The sequence below is a fragment of the Variovorax sp. 679 genome, from assembly GCF_003952185.1.
GTDB lineage: Bacteria > Pseudomonadota > Gammaproteobacteria > Burkholderiales > Burkholderiaceae_C > Variovorax.
On sequence record NZ_RXFS01000010.1, the window covers coordinates 238,846 to 259,553 of the forward strand.

Genomic DNA, 20,708 nt, shown 5'->3' on the forward strand with positions numbered 1-20,708 from the left:
TGATGCCTTCAGTGGACCGTCGCGCCAGGTGTGGTGCTGGTCGCGGCCGTCGTGAGCATCTGGGATGCCTGGAGAGCAGCTTGGGCACTGACGCCTGTGGATTCGGGGTACTGGCGCGCGATGCGTGTGAACAGGTTCAGCAGCGCAGTCAGCAGCACGTAGATCGGAGTGCCTTCAAGTTGCACTTCCAACTGATCCATCAGCGCGTTTGAAGCCGCCATGAAGTCAGGAATCGAGCTGGCGACCGGTCTGGCGCTTTCGGATGCATCCTTCGCCCCGGCGGGCTTCTCGATCTGCTGCACGGTCGCGACCACGTGCTGCATGGCCTTCGAGGCGGTCTTGAGGCGATTGGTCTTGAGCGCCAAGTTGACGTAGGCACCGAGCAGCGCGTTGAGCGCGATGTCGGCATCGGTCGATTCGACCGCGTTCATGAGCTGCTGAAGCAACGCGCCTATCTCGTCGACACGCTTGCTGGGGACCGCGTCCAAGCGATCGGTGATAACGACGGTCTTCATTGCGGGGATTCCTCCTGGCGGCTGGGGACGGCGTGGAATTGCTCGGGCATCGGGGCGCGGTAGGCAACGCGTCGGCCTCCGATGAGGCTCGGGATCTGCGTGTGGGCGGCGGCGCCGGCGCGCGCTGGCGCAGACATGGCGGGCCGATAGACCGCACCGAACATCACATCGATGTGCCGTGGCGCCGCAACCGTGGTGGGTGGCTGAAACTCGGGGACCTGTGCGACGCTCTCCACCGGCTCGGTGCCGACGAACCACACCACCTCGCCGGCTTGGTTCGTCCGCTTGCAGACGTACCCTTGCGCGCGCAGTTGGCCGAGATGGTCGGGAAGCCAGTTCCTGTGTGCGCCAGGCACGCTGTCGGCGGTGATGCGCCAGGTCGAGAACCGGTGCACGCCGGCCGCCAGTTGCTCCTGTGTGCACTCGCCATGCATCTGCAGGTACTGCAGGATGGCGCGCTGGGTCGGGCTGGTCAGGTGCGGCCGGCGGGTGTTGGATGCGACGGTGCTCATGCCCAGCTCCAGATCGCAGAGGCGGCGACACGCAGCCAGGTCAGGATGACGGAGGCATCGCCTGCGCCACGTACATCCAGCACGATCACGAGGGCAGCGAGCACCATGATCGCGATGAACAGCGGATCCGACAGCTCGTCGTAGCCGGGGTTGTCCTGCCGGAAGCGTTTGGCCAGGGCGCGCTCGGTGCGACGGATCTCGGCGCGTGCAGCGCGCAGACGCCGTGCGCTGCGCGCGTCGGCAAACAGGCGGCTCATGAGGTTCATACGGGTCTCCATGCGGTTGCGGCCGAGCCTCGGCCTACGAAGAAGCGGTAGTCGTTGGCCGCGTCCTGGACTGCGTCATGACGCGGCACGCCGTGGCAGCGCATCAACCTGCGTGCACGGCGCCGGATCCAGGGCAGCAAAGGACGGTCGTAACGTGAAGCCATCACTTGCCTCCCTTGAAGTTGCTGGGGTTGTTGGGGCAGCTCTTGCAGGCGCGCCAGATCTGCACTCGCATCGGGTTGGCGGTGTGAAACGGCTTCTCGCGCTCGTCCTGGCAGATCCGCGCGGTGATGGAACCCAGCACCGGGCACTCCACCACTGCGTTGAGCAGCTCGCCACGGATGCGCTCGGCCAGGCGCTCGACGTTGCCGATGTAGCGGCCCTTGAGGGCGCCACTGACGGCCGCATCGCTCACGCCCAGCCGCCGAGCCGCTGCCGCCTGGGTGGTCGCGCCGCAGAGCTTCTGCAAGGCTTCCAGCGCATCGGCGGGCAGTGGCTTGGCCGCAGGCGTCTTACTCGATGCCATCGCACACCTCCTGAGCCGTCTCAAGGTTGGAGAACTCGCCCGTGTTCCGATCGAAGACAACCTTGCGGCGCGTGATGGCGGGCGCTTGTGCGCCGGTGTCGCGTATCAATCGGTATTGCGCTGGCACCTTCGGCTTGGAGGGGCGGGTCGTCCGGAAGTAGCCTGCTCGGCTGAGCGCGTTGACATAGGCCTTTGCCGACTGCTGGCTGACCTGGCATTCCCCGACGCTCGCGGCTCGCTGTATGTCGAGATAGTCGAACTGGCGCAGCACTTTCATCGCTCGCCACATCGCCAACGTGGCCACGCCCTGTTCAACCTTGCCGCCTTCGCCCGTCACGCGCGGGGCCTCGAACGAGTCCTTGATCACGCGATAGGTGAACTCTTGAAACAGCGCTGCGGACCCCGCATCGCGCTCTTCGGCTGCCAGGTAGCCAGCCTTCGCGAGCCACTGGACGTATGTCTTGCAGGTCCACAGGTTGACGACCGGCGAGGTCTTGTCCTGCAGTTCCATCACGGTGAAGCTGCGAAGCTTGCGCATGGTCTGCCACAGCCGCTGGCGCGGGGTGAGCATGCCCACCAGCTCGTGCTGGATCGGCTTGCGTGCCATCAGGCGAGCCTCCGGCCCGGCGCGGTGCCGGTGTACAGATCCACTTGGGCATCCGCCGGTGCAACCTTGGTGCCTTGGCGATCACACCAGCGCTTGATGTTCTCCAGGTTGACCACGACGCGCCGCGTGATGCCGTTGGTCTCATTGAGCACGCGCTTTTTGAGTTCAGGCGCGATCTCGATGTCGCCGACGTACTGTTTCGCGAGGTGATCGAAGTCGGCCGGCGTGCAGCGCACGGCCGGTTGCCACACCAGCACGCGGTTGTCGAAGCGCTCGTGCTTCTTGAGCTTGGCGGGCAGATGCTCTTCGCCGATCAGCAGCACGGCCGCCCCCGAGGCGTCATGCAGATCGCGAATGAATTCCAGTGTGCGGCTGTCGACGATGTAGTCGACCTCGTCCACGATCAGCGGCCGGTTGCTGGCCACCAGCACCTGCACGATCTCGTCGAAGATGGCTGGGACGTTGCCGCGCGCCTGGATGCCAATCGACTTGCAGATCAGTTCGGCGAAGCTCTTCTTGGTCTCAATGCTGCGGCAGCACACATAGATTCCGTTGAAACCGGCAGGGTGGCTCGCGTAGCTAGCGCCGAAGCTCTTGCCAAGGCCGCTGGGGCCGTAGAAGGTGCCGATGCCCGGCAGGCCCGCAGAGCGCTCCGTCAGCGCTTCCATCGTGGTGTGGATGAGGCCGATGTTGCTGGTCGGCGCGACCGAGCCGCCCGCTGTTGCCAATTTTTTTGTCATACTCCGTTCCTTCACTTCAAGTGATTGCCCGGTTCGGCCTGCCAGCCTTGCCGGGCGTTTTTTTGCCCGCCGCCTGATCGCTCAGCCAGCCAGCACCTGTTCGGGGGTCAGCCCAAACGTCTCGAAAAAGCGCCGTTGCGATGCCCACTCGGCACCATTCACGTAGCCTTCAAACCAGTTCTTTTCTTCGGGGGTGAGCGCCTCGCCGCGCTGCGCGCGCGCCTCCAGCAGCAGCCACCGCGCATAGCGCTCCTGGGGCGTGGTCTGCAGGGGCTTCACCTCGGCCGGCTTGACCATTCGCTCGGCCAGCGCCACCTGTGCGGCGGTGATCTGCGCATCGCTGACCACGGGCGCATCTGCGGCGGTGATCGATTCGATGGTCGGGCTGGTGTGCTCCATCGGCGCGCGATGGATGGGCACCACGTTGGCGGAGGCTTCAATGGCCGCGTCGGTGTTGCGGCGGTTGATGGCCGCGATGGCGGCGTTCGTATCGAATTCGCTCGTGAGCGCCTTGAGCTGCTTCTTGGACGCGCGCAGCACCTTGAGCTGGTGCGACTTGCGCTCAGCCGCGACCTCGGCGCTGTTGATGCCCAGGCGGGCGTAATCGAGGGCCTCGCAGACAAAGATGCCGTCGAGATCGAACACCCAGCAGCGGCCGATGTTCGTGTCGTCAATCTTGACCTGGACGGTCTGCCCCTCCATGCCACCGAGCAGCGCGTGGTTGTAGAAGCCGCCTCGGCCGATCCGAAGTCCCTTCTTGCCGACGCGGGCTGTGCCGTTGTGCGCGCTGGGTGCTAGCAGTACGTCGAGCGCACGTTCGCCGATCGACTTGATCTGGAAGCCCGTCGCCATCTGGCGAGGCGTGCGGTCGGCGAGGTAGCTGCGTGGCTTGTCGAGAAGGCGATTGCAGTAGGCGTCGATCTCGCCCTGCAGTTGCTCGGGCGACAGCCTCATTTCCGCCGTGAAGGATTCGTCCTTCATGATCCGCTCGGCAAAGCCCTTGCGGGCCTCGATGCCCTTACGCTCGGCGACGCTGTGGCCGACGTACCCGCCCAAGGTCTCGTACAACTGGTGCATCAGCGAGCCGATGGCACGCTCGATGTGCGGCTTCTCGTGTGGGGAGAACTTGTGGCACAGCGAGTGCTTGATGTTCAAGCCCAACAGCCCCGATTCGAGAACTTCGGCGACGTAGTCGGCACCGTTGTCGGTCTTGATCTCCTCGGGTACGCCCCATGCCAGGATCGCTAGCCTGATCAGGCTCATGATCGCGTTGGCGCGGCTAGTGCGCGTGACGATGAACAGGCGGCGGCGCGTGAAGACGTCGATCACGCCGACCACATGGTGGCGCCGGCCATCGGTGAGCATCACGTCGCCCACCGTGCTGTCCATTTCCCACTTCTGATTGGGTGCGGTGATGCCCTCGCTGTAGCTGCCAGCGGCACTCATGTACTTGTTGCGCCAGCCATCCGGGTTGACGACGGCTTCGAGCAGTTGGGCGTTCTGCGACTTCCAGTACCCCAGCGCGCGGCGGAATGAGCGCACGGTGGGGAGATTGGGGAACTGGGTTTCCAGCGCGTCGTAGAGGCTTTGAGCCGAGAGGTGCGGCTTGTCGATCAGGAGAGCGAGCATCGCGTTGCCAACCTCGCCGGCCAATGCGGCGTACTGGCCCTTGCGGTGGTGCTCGCGCGGCGTGATGGCCGCCAGTCCCTTTTCTTGCACGCCGAGGTGCCAGGCACGCAGGCTGCTGAAGGTGATGCGGGGGAAGGCTTCGCGCAGAGAGGCGTCAGCCGGGATATCGATCGAGCACAGGCCACCGCTCCAGGCATGGCAGAACGCCTTGAGCGCAGGCGTCAGCGGACCACCGTAGGCCTGCCAGAACCGCTGAAAAAGCACGAGGACGCGCGCGATCGCGTCCTGGCGATCCTTGCGCCAGCCTGTGACCAGCGCCGGCCCACGGGAAGCTGATGCGCGGGCTTGGGTCGCGGTTTGCGTGGAGGCCATCTGGCCTTCATTCGCGGCTGAGCAACGTGCGGCCCATGCGAGCCGGGCCGCTGGAGGCAATGCCTCGACTGCATATTCAAGGCCGCCGCCTCGACCGGGGCGGGGACGGCTCGGGAGTCCAAGGCGCGCTGCTGCTGCCCTGGCTCGAAATTCGGATGAGGGGAAGCCGGGCAGCCCGGCCAGATCGGATGCTGTTGCGTATGCAGTCACGCAGCCCTCCGACGAATCTCACGAAGCGCGCGCTTGTTGCGCGTCAGCTTTTTCGCGTGTTCTCGCGAGACGCCAGGCGCGTAGCGGGACGGCCAGATCTCTGCCGGCGGCAGCTGTAGCGCACTTGCCACGATCTGCTCGACCGCCCACCACGGGCGAGTCAAAACCCCTTGAATGTGTGTGTAGCCGTGAGCCACACCAATCTTATTGAGTGAAGTACCCCTCTTTCGGAGGGCCGCCACCACGTCGGCGGGGTGCCAATCCTCGGTGACTTCAACCGTTTGTGTGTCCATGATTGGAATCATAAACACAATTGAGTGAATTCAAAAGAGGTCTGCTCAACTTTTTTTGTGACGACCCACTCCGAGGGGTTCCCCTGTTGACCGTATGTATGGATCCACAGTTGACCGGCCAGTCTCGCCAACATCTAATTGTGTTTATGGACACAATTAAGAGTGAAGTAGCCGCGTCTCGTCATGTTCCAGGAGTGGATGCAGACGAGGGCGATGCCATAGAGGGGGTCGACGTCGCCAGCGTGATTGGCGGACGGGTGAAGCTGGCGCGCGGCGCCACAGCTCAGCAAGACCTCGCCGATGCCATCGGAGTCCACAGCAATACGGTCAGCAAGATCGAGAGAGGCAAGGCCGTGCCGGATGCTTCCTTGATTCTCAAAATTGCGAAGGCGACCGACGTCTCCGCAGCGTGGCTACTTCTAGGGTCACCGTTTCCTCAAGGCCGCTTTGAGTCTGGGCACGGCGACGGCACGGAGACACAGATCACGCGAGCATCAGCAGCCGAGTCGGTGCCCATGTCCCTCGTAGCTGTCGAAGTCGGGGACTACATCTATGTTCCGCACTTCGACATCGCGGCAAGTGCGGGCCCGGGCGTCTTCAACGATCTGGAGTTGGTCAAGGCCATGCGCCCGTTCGAGCGGTCCTACATCCGCCACGCACTGGGTATCTCTCACAATGAGCTGGCGCTGGTTGGTGTGCGTGGCCGGTCGATGGAGCCCCTACTGCATCCCAGCGACGTTGCGATGTTGGATCGCAGAGATTGCGATGCCACGACTGAAGGTGTTCATATGGTTCGCCTCGACGGCGCGCTCTTGATCAAGAGCCTTCAACGCTTGCCAGGCCGCACGCTTCGCGTATCGAGCAAAAATCAAGCGGAGTTTCCGCCGTTCGACATCACGGCGGATGATGACGGCGAACGCGACTTTCAGATTCTGGGCCGTCTGCGCTGGGCAGGCATCACACTGAATTGACGAGGGTAGAGATGAAGCTTCATGTCTTGTGCGGGTTGGCACTCGCGGCGCTTGCGATGGTCGCCCACGGCCAGCCACTAGATGTCTCCAAGTTGGAGCAACAACTGTCCTCGCCGGTGCGGGCCCGCCTCACCTTGAGCGAGGCGGCGGCACGCAAAGGGGACTACCAAGCAATGCGAAATTTTGCGTATGTCTGGGCATCTGAAGCCGCTCGGGAGCAGCCGCCCGCTGCGATCGTGGGGTGCGCGTGGTATGCAGTGATCTTGAAGCGTCACGCTGATAAGGCGCACGCTGGCGACGTGTCCAACAAGGATCTGTACTGCGGGCGCCTCACCGCCGATCAAGCACGCCAAGCCGGGGCACTGGTCGTGAGCATTGAGTCGCAGTTGCCGGCGCCTTGACCGAGCAGTAGGCGGAGTGACGGCCGTCACACTGCCTTGATCGCCCCCCGCCCGGCATTCTGCCGGGCATGCTTTCCCTTCAACAGATCGCCGCCTGCACCGGCGCTGCCTTGCAGCGTGCGGAGGCCTTCGTCGTGTACCTCAACGCGGCGATGGTCGCCTATGCCATCAACACGCCCCAGCGCCAGGCCGCGTTCTTGGCCCAGCTCGGCCACGAATCGGCCGGGCTGAGCCGACTGGTCGAGAGCCTCAACTATTCCGCCGAGGCACTGATCGCGAAGTTCTCGCGCGATCGCATCAGCAGACTCGATGCGCTCACCTATGGGCGGACCGCCGCACATCCCGCCGACCAGGTGGAGATCGCCAATCGCATCTACGGCGGCGAGTGGGGGCGAGTCAACCTGGGCAACACCCAGCCTGGCGATGGCTGGCTCTACCGCGCACACGGGCCTGTCGGCACCACTGGCCGAGCCAACTGCATCAAGGTGCGCGATCGCCTGCGCGTGCGCTTTGGCACGCGCGTGCCGAACTTCGAAGACCACCCCGAAAAGCTCTGCGACCCCGAGTGGGGCGCCTACAGCGCAGCCGACTTCTGGGACATGAGGGGCCTCAATGCGCTGGCTGATGCCGGCAACTTCGAGCAGATCACCCGCCGTATCAATGGCGGCCTCAACGGTTACGCCGATCGCCTGAATCGCTGGGCGATCGCCAAAGAAGCCCTCGGCATCGTTTGAACGACCTTCGAAAGGACTGAAATGCTTGGTCGATCCTCCCTCTTTGCGAGTGCGCTCGCGTTCAGCGCGGTCTTCGCGAACCCGATTGCCGTGACTAACCAGGTAGAGCGCGCGGCACCGCCCGCGACCGCACGGCGCGGCCGGGCCATCCTCCCCGTGTTCTCCGGCAACCCTGGCAATCGAAGCTCAGCCAGGCGCGCCGCCTATGGCTGGAGCAATCGCCACGCACAACGCGTAGCGGCGAAGAAGCGCAATGTGGCCCGCCATCGCAAGACAGCCCGGGGGCACGCATGAAACTCATCCCCGAGATCCGCCAGGCCTGGAAGATGGCCAGCATCTGGGCTGCTGTCGCGCTGGCCGCCCTCTCGATGGTGCAGGCCGACGTCCTGCCCCTTCTGCAGCCACTGGTGCCCCAGAACTGGTGGCCGTACATCAGCCTCGCCTTCGCTGTGCTGATCGTGGTCTGCCGGGTGTTGCTGCAGCCCGGTCTGCATGTCGACCAGGAAGACGCTCCGAAATGAACTGGATCCGCCTCGCAGTCCTGGCCGCGATCGCCGCCGCAGTGGTCGCTGCCGGCGTGGCGCTTCGCGCGCATTGGGTCGGCCTGGGCGAAGCCAACGTGCAGGGCCGCTGGGACGCCCAGACGCGCACCGATCTGGAGGCCAGCGCGCAGCTGCAGCGCCAGGCCAACGCGGATCTGTTGATCCGAATGAAGAACTCCGAAAGGAATGCCGATGAACAAGCCCGCCTGGCGGCGCTTCGCGATGCTCGCGATGCTGCTGCCGCTACTGAGCGTGGTCGCCTGCTCGCCACCATTGCAGCCCTCAATCGGCGTCAGCTGCCCGCGTCCTGTGACGCTGCCTGCGTTGCCGCCCTCGCTCGCGAAGCCGCCACCGGCCGAGAGCTTCTCGGAAGCTGCGCAACGCGATATCAGTCAGTGGCAGCAGCAGCTGATCAGCTCCGCGACCAAGTGATCGGCCTGCAGGCCGATGCGGCCAACGTGTGCCGCGCCCCTCAACCAGCAGCCGACATCACCCCATGAAGATTGAACTTGAGCTCTGGCAGTTCATCACCCTAACCACCATGATCCTCGGCGCGTTCTGGGGCATCGCCAAGATGATGCTCGCCCAGTCCGCGAAATCCCTGGACGAGAAGTTCAACGCCATCCACCAGCGCCTCACCACGCAGGACGAGAGCGATCGCCGGTTGGAGCGCGATCTCACGGATCTGCGCGTCGAGCTGCCGCGCGACTACGTGCGGCGCGAGGATTTCACGCGTGTCATCGCTTCGTTCCAGGTCACCGTCGACAACCTGCGACTGACCATCGAACGCATGCTCATCGAAGGGAAGAACCGTGGCTGAAATCATCAACCAGATCCTGCTCGACAAGGCACGGCGCGAAGCCGTGCGCTGGCACCTGCTGCAGATCACCAACGTGTCGCGGCCGCAAGGCCTTTACACAAGCGCCATGCTGCCCATCATCCGCACGGTGTACCCCGATGCCTCCGAACTGGAGGTGCGCCGCCAGCTCGACTATCTGGAAGAGCGCGAGCTGGTGAAGATCAATCGCGATCCGCTGGATCGCTGGTTCGTCGAGTTGACCCGCTGGGGCGTCGACCTGGTTGAGTACACCGTGGACTGCGAGCCTGGCATCGCTCGGCCCCAGAACTATGCGAAGGGCTGATTCATGCCCAAGCGAAGCACCGTCGACGCGCTACCGCGCGAGCTGAAGGAATGGCTTGACGACGAGCTGGTAAAGCGCGGCTTCAGCGACTACGTCGCGCTGGCCATCGACCTCAAGGCCAAGGGCGCCGCGATCTCGAAGAGCTCGCTGCATCGCTACGGCAGCAAGTTCGAAGAGCGCATGGCGCAGTTGAAGGCCAGCACCGAGCAGGCCCGCGCCATCGTGGCCGCCAGCCCGGACAACGAAGGGGCCATGAGCGAGGCGCTGGTGCGTCTCACCCAGGAGAAGATGTTCGCCATCCTGATGGATCTGGAGATCGACCCCAAGAAAATCGACCTCACCAAGTTCTCGCGCTCCGTCGCCGACATGACGCGCAGCGCCGTCAGCCAGAAGCGCTGGGCGGCGGAGGCTCGGGCGGAGGCCCGGCGCGAGCTGCTGGAAGAGCAGCGCGCGAAACTCGAAGCCATGCCGAACAAGGGCGGCGTGACGCCTGACACCAAGGCTGCCATCCGCGAGGCGCTGGGCATCGTTTGAGCATGAGCACACTCAAGGGCCGCGCCAAGTGCATCCCGAAGGATCGGGACGCCATCTTCCTTCCCTTTCAGTCGAAGTGGATCAAGGACGAATCGCGCATCAAGCTGATGGAGAAGTCGCGCCAGATCGGCATCAGCTGGTCGACGGCGTATGGCGCCGACGAGCGCGCAGCGGCACAGGGCGCCCGGCATGATGAATGGGTGAGCAGCCGCGACGACATCCAGGCGCGCCTGTTCATCGAGGATTGCAAGCTGTGGGCCACAGTGATGAACCGCGCGGCCAAGGATCTGGGCGAGGTGGTGCTCGACGCTGAGAAGCGCATCAGCGCCTACGTGCTGCAGTTCGCCAGCGGTCGGCGCATCCACAGCATGTCCAGCAACCCGGACGCCCAGGCCGGCAAGCGCGGCAGCCGCATCCTGGACGAGTTCGCGCTGCACGCCGACCAGCGCAAGCTCTGGGCGATCGCCTATCCCGGTATCACCTGGGGTGGCAGCATGGAGCTGGTGAGCACGCACCGCGGCTCGCACAGCTTCTTCAACCAGCTGGTGCGCGAGGCCCGCCACGGCGGCAACCCCAAGCGCATCAGCCTGCACCGCGTCACGCTGCAGGATGCCCTGGAACAGGGTTTCTTGTTCAAGCTGCAGCAGGCGCTGCCCAAAGACGCCGAGCAGCAGAGCATGAACGAGGCCGAGTACTTCGACTTCGTGAAGAACGGTGCAGCCGACGAAGAGTCGTTCGACCAGGAATACCAATGCATCCCAGCTGACGACGATGCCAAGTTCCTGGAATATGGCCTCATCACCGCATGCGAATACGCTGGTGGCGTGGATTGGAAACGGGGTCTCGAAGGCCCCTTCGTCGGTCCGCTGTACGCCGGCGTGGACATCGGTCGCAAGAAAGACCTGACGGTGCTGTGGGTGGTCGAGCAGCTCGGGGATGTGCTCTACACCCGCCACATCGAGACGATGGAGAAGATGCGCAAGAGCGACCAGGAGAAGATCCTGTGGCCGTGGTTCGAGATCTGCAAGCGGGTATGCATCGACCAGACCGGTCTGGGTATCGGCTGGGTCGATGACGCACAGGACAGGTTCGGCACCTCGCGCATCGAGGGTGTCAGCTTCACCGGCCAGGTCAAGGAAGCGCTGGCCTACCCGCTGAAGGGGGCGATGGAGGACCGGAAGCTCCGGATCCCCGAAGACCCAAAGATCCGCGCCGACCTGCGCAAGGTCCAGAAGGTGACCACGCCCGCCGGCAACATCCGCTTCGTGGCCGAGAGCACGCCTGACGGGCACGCCGACCGGTTCTGGGCGCTGGCCCTGGCCCAGCACGCCACGGAAACGGCGGCTGGGCCAGTCAACGTGGCCAGCCGGCCGGCGTCGTCTTCCGGATCGGTCAACAACCAGCTCAAGGGGTACCTGTCATGACCGATTTCCGGCCAGCCCCAAATCGGTGCCTCGGCGCCCCTGACGCACCCATCCCCCCAGAAAAATCTTTGAAAGCGCACTTAAGGCGCCAAAACGCGCCGGCGGGGCACTTTTGGACCGGAGGAAGCCTATGAATTCCGGATTGTGGATTTCCCCGACCGAGTTCCGGTCGTTTGCCGACAAGGATCCGCAGACCGCCAGCGGCCTGTCCGGCCAGATCGCGACTCGCCTGGCGGCTGGCGATCTGTCCGGCTTCATGGGCCTGTTGCCGAACCCCGACCCGATCTTGAAGGCGATGGGCCAGGATCAGCATGTCTACCGCAACCTGTTGGTCGACCCGTTGATCAAGGGTATCCGCCGCCGCCGGTCCTCGGCGGTGCTGGCAATGGAGCGTGGGTTCGACAAGGAGCGTTCGAACACGCCCGCGCGGGTGCTCAAAGCCTGCAACACCTTGATCGCCAAGCTCAACGTCCAGCAGCTGGTGCGCGACCTCAATGACGGTGCCTTCTTCGGTTACCGCGTTGGCGAGGTGATGTGGCGCCAGGCCGATGGCCTGCTGATGCCTGACCTGATCTGCAAGCCGGGCGAATGGTTCGGCTTCGACGCCACGGATGCATCGCTGCGCTTCAAGCCGAGATCCAACATTGCGGGCATTCCCGTGGACCCGCGCAAGTTCATCGTGGTCGGCAAGATGCGCAGCTGGGAGAACCCTTTCGGCGAAGCCGACCTGGCTGCATGCTTCTGGCCCGTTGCCTTCAAGCGCGGAGGCCTGAAGTTCTGGGTGGCCTTCACTGAGAAGTACGGCATGCCGTGGGCTGTGGGCAAGCTGCCGCGCCAGGCCAAGGAGACGGAGGTCAACGATCTCGCGGAGAAGCTTGCACGCATGGTGCGCGACGCGGTGGCCGTCATTCCCGATGACGCCAGCGTCGAGCTGCTGCAGACCGGCAGCACCGCCAGCGCCGAGATGTACAAGGAGCTGCTGATGTTCTGCCGAAGCGAGATCAGCATCGCGCTGCTCGGCAACAACCAGTCAGTCGAGATGCAGAGCAACAAGGCCAGCGCCGAGGCCGCAGCCGGCATCGAGGAGCACCTGCGCGACGACGACGCGGAAATGGTTGGTGATGGCCTCAACCAGCTCGTGCGCCTTTTCTGCGAGGTCAACTTCCCGGGCGCCGAGCCGCCGGTGTATTGCTTCTGGGAACAGGAAGAGGTCGACGATGTGCTGGCCGGCCGCGACGAGAAACTGCGGCGTGCGGGCGCCAATCTCACCCCCAAGTATTTCGAGCGCGTCTACAACCTGCAGCCTGGCGATCTAGCCGCACCTGCCAGCACCGGCGGCGGCCCGCCCGCCGATGGCGACTCAGCCAGCTTTGCAGACCTGGCCAGCACCAGCCCGACTGGCGGCATGCCCGTCGACCAGGCCGTGGTCGACGCGGCGATCGAGCAACTGCCGGCGGACGCCATCACCTCCGCCGTGCGCAAGATGCTGGCTCCCGCCCTGCGTGCGATCGAGGCGGCTCGCACGCCCGAGGAGGTGCGCCAGGCGCTTGAGGCGGCGTGGCCCGAAATGGACGCCACCGACCTGCAGGAGCTGATGACGCAGGCGTTCTTCGTGTCCGATCTGATCGGCCGCGACTCGGTTCAAGGAGAGGCCCAATGAAACTCTCGGTGATCGACCAACCTTGGTTTCCGGTCGGTGCGCCTTGGGGCGATGGCACCTGGATCAACGCTGGGTGCGAGGATCCGGCCGGCGGAGAGTTCGTGGTTGACCTGGTCTCGCCGCTCAGCGACAACGACCGCGATCGCGATCAAGCAGCCGAGATCGCGGGCCACATCTGCAAGGTTCACAACACGGATCTGGCGCGCCGTGTGGTGGAGCGCAAGCTGGGAGTGCGCGATTGACCATCTCTGCGGCAGATGCCAGTTTCGCAATAGGCCTGCCTCCCGAGAAGGCGATCGCGCACCTGCAGGCCAAGCAGGCCCAGGTGACCGGGCCGTGGACTGAGTGGCTGGACGGACAGCATGCGCGCGGCTTCACGGCCGCGAACGTCGCGAAGCTGGACGTGCTCCAGGACATGCAGGACTCGCTGACCAAGGCGCTCAAGAATGGGCAGACGCTGCAGCAGTGGAAAGACGGCCTGGTGCCCGAGCTGCAGCGCAAGGGCTGGTGGGGGCGCTCGGGCACCACGGCCGAGCTGCAGGCGGCCGGCCGCGTCGACGCCGAGGGCGTCATCGCCAAGGGCCTGACGCCCACGCGCCTTAAAACCATCTTTCAGACCAACATGCAGAGCGCCTACATGGCCGGGCGCTATGCCGACATGATCGAGGAGGCCGAGGAGCGGCCGTACTGGCAGTACGTGGCCATCCTCGACGCGAAGACGCGGCCGGCGCACCGCGCCATGAACGGCAAGATCTTCCGGTACGACGATCCGGGCTGGAAGACCTTTTATCCGCCGTGCGGCTTCAACTGCCGCTGCCGCGTGCGCAACTTCTCGAAGACCGACATCACCCGACGCAAGCTGCAGGTCGACAGCACCGAGGGCAAGCTGCAGGAGGTCCAGGTGCCACTGCGCTCGGGCGGCAGCGCGAACGTCACGCGCTACAGCGACAAGTCGTTGCCTGGCGGAAAGTTCCAGCCGGATGCAGGTTTCAGCAACAGCCCGGGCGCCGCGACCTGGCAGCCCTCACTGGCCGCGAACGACGTGCAGCTCTCGAAGCGCTACGTCGAGACCGCCGTGCAGGGGCCGGCCTTCGAACGCTTCGTCCAGGCGAAGGCACCGGAAGGCAGCTTCCCAGTCGGGATCGCGGCGCCCGCGCGCCAGGCCGAGCTGGACTTCGACGGTGCGGTGGTCACGCTGGGCGCCGAGCTGCTCAAGCGGCAGCAGCTTGCCCGGACCAAGCTCGGCGTGGATGAATACCGCCGCATCCCCGACGTGCTCGAGCGCGGTGTGCTGACGACGGATCTCGACGATCGCTGGTTGGTTCTGGACGAGCCCGATGCCGTCTATACCCTCGACCTGGAGGCTCAGCCTGGCGGCGCTCGCGTGCAGAACTTCCAGAGGAAGGCGAAGACTCGGTGATCCAGTTCGGCATCGAATACAAGCCGGTGCTCGCCGCGCTGCAGCGCGCCGCGAACGAGATGGCCGACAAGCGGCCTCTCATGCGCTCGGTGGCCGGGATCATGATGCGCGCCGTCGAGGACAACTTCGAGCAGCAGGGACGCCCTGCGTGGGTGGATCTGCACCCGGGCACCAAGATGGCCCGCGCGAAGGAAGGCACCTGGCCGGGCAAGATCCTGCAGCGCTCGGGACAGCTCGCCTCGTCGATGGTCCGGCAGTCGGACTCCAACACGGCCACGGTCGGCTCCAACAAGGTCTACGCGGCCATTCAGTTCCTCGGCGGGCAAACCAAACCGCATGTGATCCGGGCTCGGAACAAGCGCGCGCTGTCGTTCGGGGGCATCGTGGTGCGCCAGGTCAACCACCCGGGCAGCAAGATCCCGGCGCGCAACGCGCTGCGCATGACGCCGCGAGATCTGCGCGATATCGTCGAAGAGTCGCAGCGTTTCTACAACCGAGCCATCGCCCGCAACGGGCTTGCATCCCCGCCGTGATGACGTGACGCGCGTCACTCTGCGCAGTTGAACCATCGGCCGGCACAGTCGCCGGCATGGCAACCATCAACATCTCCAGAGTCGGCAAGGCCACCAGCGTCGAAGGCGTGGTGGTCGACTTCACGGAGGACGTCCTGCGCCAGGTCGTGGAGACCTACGACCCGAACCTGTGCGAAGCACCCATCGTGGTCGGGCACCCCAAGTTGGATTCGCCCTCCTTTGGCTACATCGACAAGCTGAGCTTCGCCGATGGAAAGCTGGTCGGTGTCGAAGATCAGGTCGATCCTGACTTCAACGAACTGCGGCGCAAAGGGCGTTTCAAGCATCCCAGCGCCAGCTTCTTCACTCCCACCGCACCCAACAACCCCACGCCCGGGAAGTGGTACCTGCGGCACGTCGGATACCTGGGCGGAGCGACGCCTGCGCTCAAGGGGCTGAACGGGAAGGTCATCAGCTTCGCGGATGCCGACGATGGCGTGGTGACGGTTTCCTTTTCCGATGGCGACCTGCCGGCCTTCAGCGGTGCGGGCATCGCCCGGATGTTCCGTGGGCTGCGCGACTGGCTCATCAGCAAGGAGGGGCAGGAGGTCGCTGACCGCCTGCTGCCCGACTGGGAGATCGACGGCTTGCGCGCGGTCAGTCAGCGCGCGGCCGAGCAAGGCGATTCTCAGCGCCCCTTCGGCAGCGCTTCATTTGCCGATCCCCGATCCGTCACTCAACAGGAGCACATGCCTACACCGAAGACCCCCGAACAGCTGCAGACCGAGCTGGACGCTGCCAGGCAGCAGATCCAGACGCTGCAGAACGCCGAGCGCACGCGCGAAGCGGACACGCGCCACGCGGAGCATGTGAGCTTCGCCGACACGCTGATCACCCAGGCCCGCTGGCCTGCTGGTGCCAAAGAAGTGCTCGTAGCTTCGCTGGACCACCTCGCCACGCCGGTTGACTCCGCATGCGTGAGCTTCGGTGACGGCGAAGCCGCGCGCCCCCTGCACGAGGTGCTGCGCGAGCAGCTGCAGGCGCTGCCTGCGATCGTGAGCTTCGCCGAGGTCGCCGGCAAGGGCGGCGGCGGCAAGGCACCGACCGACCGACAGGTCTCCGACCGCGCGGCCGCGTACCGCAACCGCCTGGCCGAAAAGGGCCAGCACATCAGCATGGGCCAGGCGATCGACGCCGTCGAGGCCGGAACCGACAAGGAGTGAGCGCGATGCGCAATGAACTGTTCAGCAAGAACTACAGCGCCGAGGGCGCGATCCCGTCATACCGCATCTTCAAGTTCGGCGCGGCTGATGGCGGCATCCTCGCTGGCGCTGCAGCCACCGACAAGCTGGTCGGCGTCACCGGTCGCATCGCCGCTGCGGTGGCAGGCGATCGCATCGATGGCGTGCGCTTGGGCATCGCGGAGGTCGAGTACGGCGGCGCCGTGGCAGCAGGTGATCCGCTCACCAGCGACGCCAGTGGCCGGGCCATCGTGGCTGCGCCGGCTGCAGGCGCCAACGCGCGGCTCGTCGGCTTTGCCGAGGTCGCGGGCGTCCTGGGCGACATCGGCTCGGTCTTCATCTCGCCCTGCGTGATGCAAGGCTGACCCGAACTTTCAACCTGAAGGAATCCAATGAGCACCAACACCGCTCCGTTCTCAGTCCAGCCGCGTCTCACGCAGATCGCGATGGGCATCAAGCCCACAGGCTTCATCGCCGACGACGTCTGCCCGCGCATCCCGGTGCCGTCCGAGAAGTTCATCTACACCAAGTTCGCGACGGACGAGGTCTTCACGATCCCCGACGTGCGCGTCGGCCGGACGGGCTCGCCCAACACCGTCGAGTTCGGCGGTACCGACGTCACCGACTCCACCGAGGACTACGGCCTCGACGATCCGGTGCCGAACAAGGACATCAAGAACGCCCAGGGCACCAACTACGATCCGCGCGATGCCGCGGCGGAGCGCACCGCGTTGCTGGTCAGGATGGCTCGCGAGAAGCGTGTGGCGGACCTCTACTTCGCCCTCGGCACCTACGCTGCCAGCCTTCGCACCACGCTCGCCGGCACTAGCCAGTGGAGCGACTACGCCAACAGCGATCCCGTCAGCGCAATCCTGACCATGTTCGACTCGATGCTGGTGCGCCCCAACGTCGGCGTGTTGGGCCGTGCCGTGTGGACCAAGCTGCGCATGCATCCGAAGGTGGTCGCCGCAGTGCTGAACGCCGATCGGGGCATGGGCGGTGCTGGCGCAGCGGGTGTGATCCAGCGCAAGGCCGTCGCCGACCTGCTGGAGCTGGACGACGTGCACGTGGGCGAGAGCTTCGCCAACGCCTCCAAGAAGGGCCAGGCGGCCGCCTATGCGCGGTTGTGGGGCAAGCACGCGGCCTTCCTGCGTGTCGACAAGTCGGTGCGCGACACGAAGGGCGGTCTGCCGACCTTCGGTTTCACTGCCCAGTGGGGCGACATGGTCTCCGGCACCATCCCCGACGCCAAGATCGGCTTGGACGGCGGTGAATGGGTGCGGGTGGGTGAGCACGTCAAGGAGCTGGTGGCCTTCCAAGAGGTCGGCTGCTTCTTTCAGAACGCCGTGGCGTAAGGGAGGCACAACGATGGCAACCCGCAACAAGCGCACCGTCGCCGAGGCCGGCCCCACCGCCACCTTCGAGGTGCTCAGCAACCTGTCGCTGGACAACGAGGACTTCGTGCCTGGCGACACGGTCGAGCTGTCCGAAGAGCAGGCGATCGAAATCGGCCCGCAGGTCGTCAAGCCCGTCGCGGCCAAGGCCGAGTAAGGCGGGTCAACATGCCCTACGCCACGCCCCAAGACCTGATCGCCCGCCTGGGCGAGCGGGAAGCCGTCGCACTCAGCGACCGCGCCAAGACCGGGTCGCCTGACCTGGTCGAGTTGGCGCGGCTGCTGGCCGAGGCCGAGGACGAGGTGAATGGGCACGTGGGTCGCCGCTACCTGCTGCCGCTGGCCGGCTCGGATGGCCAACCCGCCGCGACGCCCAAGGCACTGCAACGGGTGGTGATCGACGTGGCCCGCTACCACGGCACCGGCACCGAGATCATGGTCACCGAGGAGATCCGCAACCGCTACAAGGACGCCGTGCGCTTCCTGGAAGGTGTTGCGAAGGGCGACATCCTGCTGGGCGATCTGTTGCTCGCTGGAAGCGGCGGTCCCGCGCCTACCGGTGGCTCGACGGCCGTGCGCACGGGCGACCGGATGTTCGGCGATCTGCCGGGGGTGCTGTGACCAGTCCCATCCAACAGATCGAACAAGCCATGCTGGCGCGTCTGCGCGCTGTCAGCCGGCCCTACACCGGCCTGACGATCGAGAGCTACGGCGCCCAGCTCGACGACGAGCTTTTCGGTTGGGTTCGCACGGTGCCGGCCGCCTGGGTGACCTTCGACAAGGTGACCGAGTCGACTCGCATCAGCCGCCGTTGCTTTCGTCTCACCGGCACCTTCGAGGTTCTGAGCGCGCAGCGCTCCCTCGGAGAGAACGATGGCCGCATGGGCGGCCCTGTGCTGGCGCGCGACGTGGGCGTGTACCAGCTGATCGAAGACAACAAGCTGGCCCTGGCCAACCAGAAGCTGGGGCTAGCGATCCAGCCGCTCACGCCTGGTGCGATCCGCTCGGTGATGAAGGGCATGGCGCAGCGCGACGCGATGGCGATCTATGCGCAGGCGTTCAGCACCACGTGGGTCGAAGAGATCCCCGACGACAACAGCGGCAGTGATGACCTGCTGCGAATCGGCCTGAACTACCTGATCAAGCCTGGTGACGAGGAAGTCGACACCAGTGACCTGCTCACCCTGAGACCCTGAAGGAGTCCTTGAAATGCTCGTGAAAGCCGCCCCTGGCGTGAAGGTGCCGCGCGAAGACGATCCGCGCAAGTACATCACCGACGAAATGTCGGTGGATCTGGAAATGACCACGTACTACATCCGCCGGCTGGCGGATGGTGACCTGGTCGAAGTGACCAAGCCCGCCAAGTCGGCTGCGCCGGCAGCCACCAACAAGGACTGATCCACATGTCCAGCCCCAACATCTCCTTCGAAAAAATCCCTGCGAGCATCCGTAAGCCGGGCAAGTACTTCGAGTACAACAACCGCCTGGCGGTGCGCACCCTGCCGAGCAACCTGCAGCGCGTGCTGATCGTGGCTCAGATCACGACCACCACGGTGGGCTTGGCCAGCTCCATCACGCAGGTTTTCGATGCCGAGACCGCTGCCGGCCTGTTCGGTCGTGGCAGTCAGGCACACCGCATGGTTAAGGGCGCGATCATCGCCAACCCCTACCTGCAGCTGTTCGTGCTGGCCGTGCCGGACAACGCCGCCGGCGTGGCCGGTGCTGCGACGATCACCTACACCGGGCCGGCCGCTGATGCGGGTTCGGTGTACGTCAACATCGCTGCCACCGAACTGGTCGTGCCGGTGGCGACCGCAGATACAGCGACGATCATCGCGGCCGCAGTCGCTGCGGCCATCAACGCCAAGATCGACCTGCCCGTTACGGCGGCAGCCGTTGCCGGCGTGGTGACGCTGACGAACCGCAACAAGGGCTTGGTGGGCAACAACGTCAAGCTCGCCGCCACGGCCAGCGCCACCGGTGTGACGGCCGTTGCAACAGCCTTCACGGGCGGTCTGAACGACGCCGACATCACGGCACCGCTTGCAGCCGCGGCACAAGGTGGACACGAAGTCCTGGTGACTTCGTACCAGCTGCAGGCCTCGCTGCTGCCGCTGCGCACGCATCTGAACTTCGTCAGCGGCCCGATGGAGCAACGGCGCGCGATCGGCGTCTTCGCGCTCACCAGCACGCTGGCCACTGCCACCACTCTCGGCCCGCTGCTCAACTCGGAGCGCATGACGATGGCGTGCCTGCCAGGCACATACACGCCAGCCGAAGAGGTCGCGGCGGGCTACGCCGCAGTGATCGCGGGCGAAGAAGACCCGGCTCGACCGCTGAATACGCTCGCGCTGGTCAACGTGGCGCCGCCGCCGATCGCCAGTCGTCTGTTGCGTACCGAGGAGGAGTCGGCCCTGAACAACGGCGTGACGCCGCTGGAAGTCGGCCCTGGCGAGGTGGTGCAGATCGTGCGCGCCATCACCACCTACACGCAGAACCCGGCCGGCGTGGCCGACATCAGCTGGCTGGACCTCACCACCATCCGCACGATGGACTACGTGGCCAAGGCCTGCCGCACGCGCATCGAGCTGCGCTTTCCGCGCGACAAGCTCAGCGAGCGCACGCCGGCCAAGGTGAAGAGCGAGCTGCTCGACGTGCTGCTCAAGTGCGAGGAGCTGGAGATCGTCGAGGCCGTGGAGGCGAACAAGGACGCGCTGCTGGTCGAGCGTGATTCGCAGGATCCGAATCGCCTGAACGCCAAGATCCCGACCGACGTGGTCAACGGGCTGCATGTGTTCGCAGGTCGCCTCGACCTCCTGCTGTGAGGCCGAACATGGGTGCAACACCGCAAGTCGCTGGCTACCGCCAGCTCAGCGCCGACGAGGTGGCGCTGATCGAGGAGATCAAGGTCAAGGCCGCCGAGGTCGGAGCGCTCGTGGAGCGCGTCCAGGCCGCAACCGGCCTAGTCGACGGCCGCGCAGCCGCGATAGCGAAGACCGAACTGCAGACCGGCTTCATGTGGCTGGTGCGCTCGGTCGCCAAGCCAACGAGCTTTTGAACAGG

Annotated in this window: 31 protein-coding genes; 22 read left to right on the forward strand and 9 right to left on the reverse strand. The window is 65.2% G+C overall.

Going from position 1 to position 20,708, the window contains the following annotated elements:
• Positions 1–8: 8 nt before the first annotated feature.
• The 9 genes from EJO71_RS25645 to EJO71_RS25680 form a co-directional block, all read right to left on the reverse strand.
• Positions 9–515: a hypothetical protein gene (locus tag EJO71_RS25645; RefSeq protein WP_125951337.1), complete on the reverse strand. Its 507-nt coding sequence runs from the start codon at positions 513–515 to the stop codon at positions 9–11.
• A complete protein-coding gene (locus EJO71_RS25650) occupies positions 512–1,027 on the reverse strand; it encodes a hypothetical protein (protein WP_125951336.1) in 516 nt (171 codons plus the stop codon). Before EJO71_RS25650 ends, EJO71_RS25645 begins: the two co-directional genes overlap by 4 nt.
• Positions 1,024–1,293, reverse strand: a complete 270-nt coding sequence (locus EJO71_RS25655; protein ID WP_125951335.1) for a hypothetical protein — start codon at positions 1,291–1,293, stop codon at positions 1,024–1,026. Before EJO71_RS25655 ends, EJO71_RS25650 begins: the two co-directional genes overlap by 4 nt.
• Positions 1,290–1,457, reverse strand: coding sequence for a hypothetical protein (locus EJO71_RS34445; protein WP_164546902.1), 168 nt, complete (start codon positions 1,455–1,457; stop codon positions 1,290–1,292). Before EJO71_RS34445 ends, EJO71_RS25655 begins: the two co-directional genes overlap by 4 nt.
• Positions 1,457–1,819, reverse strand: a complete 363-nt coding sequence (locus EJO71_RS25660; protein ID WP_125951334.1) for an XRE family transcriptional regulator — start codon at positions 1,817–1,819, stop codon at positions 1,457–1,459. The genes EJO71_RS34445 and EJO71_RS25660 overlap by 1 nt, the downstream gene beginning before the upstream one ends.
• On the reverse strand, positions 1,806–2,426 hold the full coding sequence (locus EJO71_RS25665) for a hypothetical protein (protein ID WP_125951333.1): 621 nt from the start codon (positions 2,424–2,426) through the stop codon (positions 1,806–1,808). The genes EJO71_RS25660 and EJO71_RS25665 overlap by 14 nt, the downstream gene beginning before the upstream one ends.
• On the reverse strand, positions 2,426–3,094 hold the full coding sequence (locus EJO71_RS25670; RefSeq protein ID WP_164546901.1) for an ATP-binding protein: 669 nt from the start codon (positions 3,092–3,094) through the stop codon (positions 2,426–2,428). The genes EJO71_RS25665 and EJO71_RS25670 overlap by 1 nt, the downstream gene beginning before the upstream one ends.
• A 153-nt stretch (positions 3,095–3,247) precedes the next feature.
• Positions 3,248–5,377 (reverse strand): DDE-type integrase/transposase/recombinase, encoded by a 2,130-nt coding sequence (locus EJO71_RS25675; RefSeq protein WP_125951331.1) that lies wholly within the window; start codon positions 5,375–5,377, stop codon positions 3,248–3,250.
• A complete protein-coding gene (locus EJO71_RS25680) occupies positions 5,374–5,670 on the reverse strand; it encodes a helix-turn-helix domain-containing protein (RefSeq protein WP_125951330.1) in 297 nt (98 codons plus the stop codon). The genes EJO71_RS25675 and EJO71_RS25680 overlap by 4 nt, the downstream gene beginning before the upstream one ends.
• A 110-nt stretch (positions 5,671–5,780) precedes the next feature.
• Here EJO71_RS25680 and EJO71_RS25685 point away from each other — a divergent pair, with 110 nt between their 5' ends.
• The 22 genes from EJO71_RS25685 to EJO71_RS25790 all read left to right on the forward strand — a co-directional run bounded on the left by EJO71_RS25685 (position 5,781) and on the right by EJO71_RS25790 (position 20,703).
• Positions 5,781–6,641: a helix-turn-helix domain-containing protein gene (locus tag EJO71_RS25685; RefSeq protein ID WP_164546900.1), complete on the forward strand. Its 861-nt coding sequence runs from the start codon at positions 5,781–5,783 to the stop codon at positions 6,639–6,641.
• An 11-nt stretch (positions 6,642–6,652) separates the two neighbouring features.
• Positions 6,653–7,042, forward strand: a complete 390-nt coding sequence (locus EJO71_RS25690) for a hypothetical protein (protein WP_125951328.1) — start codon at positions 6,653–6,655, stop codon at positions 7,040–7,042.
• 68 nt (positions 7,043–7,110) lie between these two features.
• Complete coding sequence (locus EJO71_RS25695; RefSeq protein ID WP_164546899.1) at positions 7,111–7,776, forward strand: glycoside hydrolase family 19 protein; 666 nt, start codon at positions 7,111–7,113, stop codon at positions 7,774–7,776.
• 290 nt (positions 7,777–8,066) lie between these two features.
• Positions 8,067–8,297: a hypothetical protein gene (locus tag EJO71_RS25700; protein ID WP_125951327.1), complete on the forward strand. Its 231-nt coding sequence runs from the start codon at positions 8,067–8,069 to the stop codon at positions 8,295–8,297.
• Positions 8,294–8,818: a hypothetical protein gene (locus EJO71_RS25705; protein ID WP_125951326.1), complete on the forward strand. Its 525-nt coding sequence runs from the start codon at positions 8,294–8,296 to the stop codon at positions 8,816–8,818. The genes EJO71_RS25700 and EJO71_RS25705 overlap by 4 nt, the downstream gene beginning before the upstream one ends.
• A complete protein-coding gene (locus tag EJO71_RS25710) occupies positions 8,815–9,138 on the forward strand; it encodes a hypothetical protein (protein WP_125951325.1) in 324 nt (107 codons plus the stop codon). Before EJO71_RS25705 ends, EJO71_RS25710 begins: the two co-directional genes overlap by 4 nt.
• Positions 9,131–9,460 (forward strand): hypothetical protein, encoded by a 330-nt coding sequence (locus EJO71_RS25715; protein ID WP_240651507.1) that lies wholly within the window; start codon positions 9,131–9,133, stop codon positions 9,458–9,460. The genes EJO71_RS25710 and EJO71_RS25715 overlap by 8 nt, the downstream gene beginning before the upstream one ends.
• Before the next feature lie 3 nt (positions 9,461–9,463).
• Positions 9,464–9,994 carry a DUF3486 family protein gene (locus EJO71_RS25720; protein WP_125951324.1) on the forward strand — a complete coding sequence of 177 codons (531 nt, stop codon included), beginning with the start codon at positions 9,464–9,466 and terminating at the stop codon, positions 9,992–9,994.
• Between the two features lie 2 nt (positions 9,995–9,996).
• Entirely contained in the window at positions 9,997–11,418 is a 1,422-nt protein-coding gene (locus EJO71_RS25725) for a terminase family protein (RefSeq protein WP_240651506.1), read from the forward strand.
• A 112-nt stretch (positions 11,419–11,530) separates the two neighbouring features.
• A complete protein-coding gene (locus EJO71_RS25730; RefSeq protein WP_164546898.1) occupies positions 11,531–13,078 on the forward strand; it encodes a DUF935 family protein in 1,548 nt (515 codons plus the stop codon).
• On the forward strand, positions 13,075–13,320 hold the full coding sequence (locus EJO71_RS25735) for a hypothetical protein (protein WP_125951322.1): 246 nt from the start codon (positions 13,075–13,077) through the stop codon (positions 13,318–13,320). The genes EJO71_RS25730 and EJO71_RS25735 overlap by 4 nt, the downstream gene beginning before the upstream one ends.
• A complete protein-coding gene (locus EJO71_RS25740) occupies positions 13,317–14,498 on the forward strand; it encodes a phage minor head protein (RefSeq protein ID WP_125951321.1) in 1,182 nt (393 codons plus the stop codon). The genes EJO71_RS25735 and EJO71_RS25740 overlap by 4 nt, the downstream gene beginning before the upstream one ends.
• A complete protein-coding gene (locus EJO71_RS25745; protein WP_125951320.1) occupies positions 14,495–15,031 on the forward strand; it encodes a phage virion morphogenesis protein in 537 nt (178 codons plus the stop codon). The genes EJO71_RS25740 and EJO71_RS25745 overlap by 4 nt, the downstream gene beginning before the upstream one ends.
• Positions 15,032–15,087: 56 nt before the next feature.
• Positions 15,088–16,233: a hypothetical protein gene (locus EJO71_RS25750; RefSeq protein ID WP_125951319.1), complete on the forward strand. Its 1,146-nt coding sequence runs from the start codon at positions 15,088–15,090 to the stop codon at positions 16,231–16,233.
• 5 nt (positions 16,234–16,238) lie between these two features.
• A complete protein-coding gene (locus EJO71_RS25755) occupies positions 16,239–16,616 on the forward strand; it encodes a capsid cement protein (protein ID WP_125951318.1) in 378 nt (125 codons plus the stop codon).
• A gap of 27 nt (positions 16,617–16,643) precedes the next feature.
• Positions 16,644–17,606 carry a phage capsid protein gene (locus tag EJO71_RS25760; protein ID WP_125951317.1) on the forward strand — a complete coding sequence of 321 codons (963 nt, stop codon included), beginning with the start codon at positions 16,644–16,646 and terminating at the stop codon, positions 17,604–17,606.
• Positions 17,607–17,619: 13 nt separating this feature from the next.
• Complete coding sequence (locus EJO71_RS25765; RefSeq protein WP_125951316.1) at positions 17,620–17,802, forward strand: hypothetical protein; 183 nt, start codon at positions 17,620–17,622, stop codon at positions 17,800–17,802.
• An 11-nt stretch (positions 17,803–17,813) separates the two neighbouring features.
• Positions 17,814–18,266: a DUF1320 domain-containing protein gene (locus EJO71_RS25770; protein ID WP_125951315.1), complete on the forward strand. Its 453-nt coding sequence runs from the start codon at positions 17,814–17,816 to the stop codon at positions 18,264–18,266.
• Positions 18,263–18,841: a phage protein Gp37 gene (locus EJO71_RS25775; protein ID WP_125951314.1), complete on the forward strand. Its 579-nt coding sequence runs from the start codon at positions 18,263–18,265 to the stop codon at positions 18,839–18,841. The genes EJO71_RS25770 and EJO71_RS25775 overlap by 4 nt, the downstream gene beginning before the upstream one ends.
• Positions 18,842–18,854: 13 nt before the next feature.
• Complete coding sequence (locus EJO71_RS25780) at positions 18,855–19,043, forward strand: DUF2635 domain-containing protein (RefSeq protein WP_125951313.1); 189 nt, start codon at positions 18,855–18,857, stop codon at positions 19,041–19,043.
• A gap of 5 nt (positions 19,044–19,048) precedes the next feature.
• On the forward strand, positions 19,049–20,470 hold the full coding sequence (locus tag EJO71_RS25785; protein WP_125951312.1) for a phage tail sheath C-terminal domain-containing protein: 1,422 nt from the start codon (positions 19,049–19,051) through the stop codon (positions 20,468–20,470).
• 8 nt (positions 20,471–20,478) lie between these two features.
• Positions 20,479–20,703 carry a hypothetical protein gene (locus EJO71_RS25790; RefSeq protein WP_125951311.1) on the forward strand — a complete coding sequence of 75 codons (225 nt, stop codon included), beginning with the start codon at positions 20,479–20,481 and terminating at the stop codon, positions 20,701–20,703.
• The last annotated feature ends 5 nt before the right edge of the window (positions 20,704–20,708 follow it).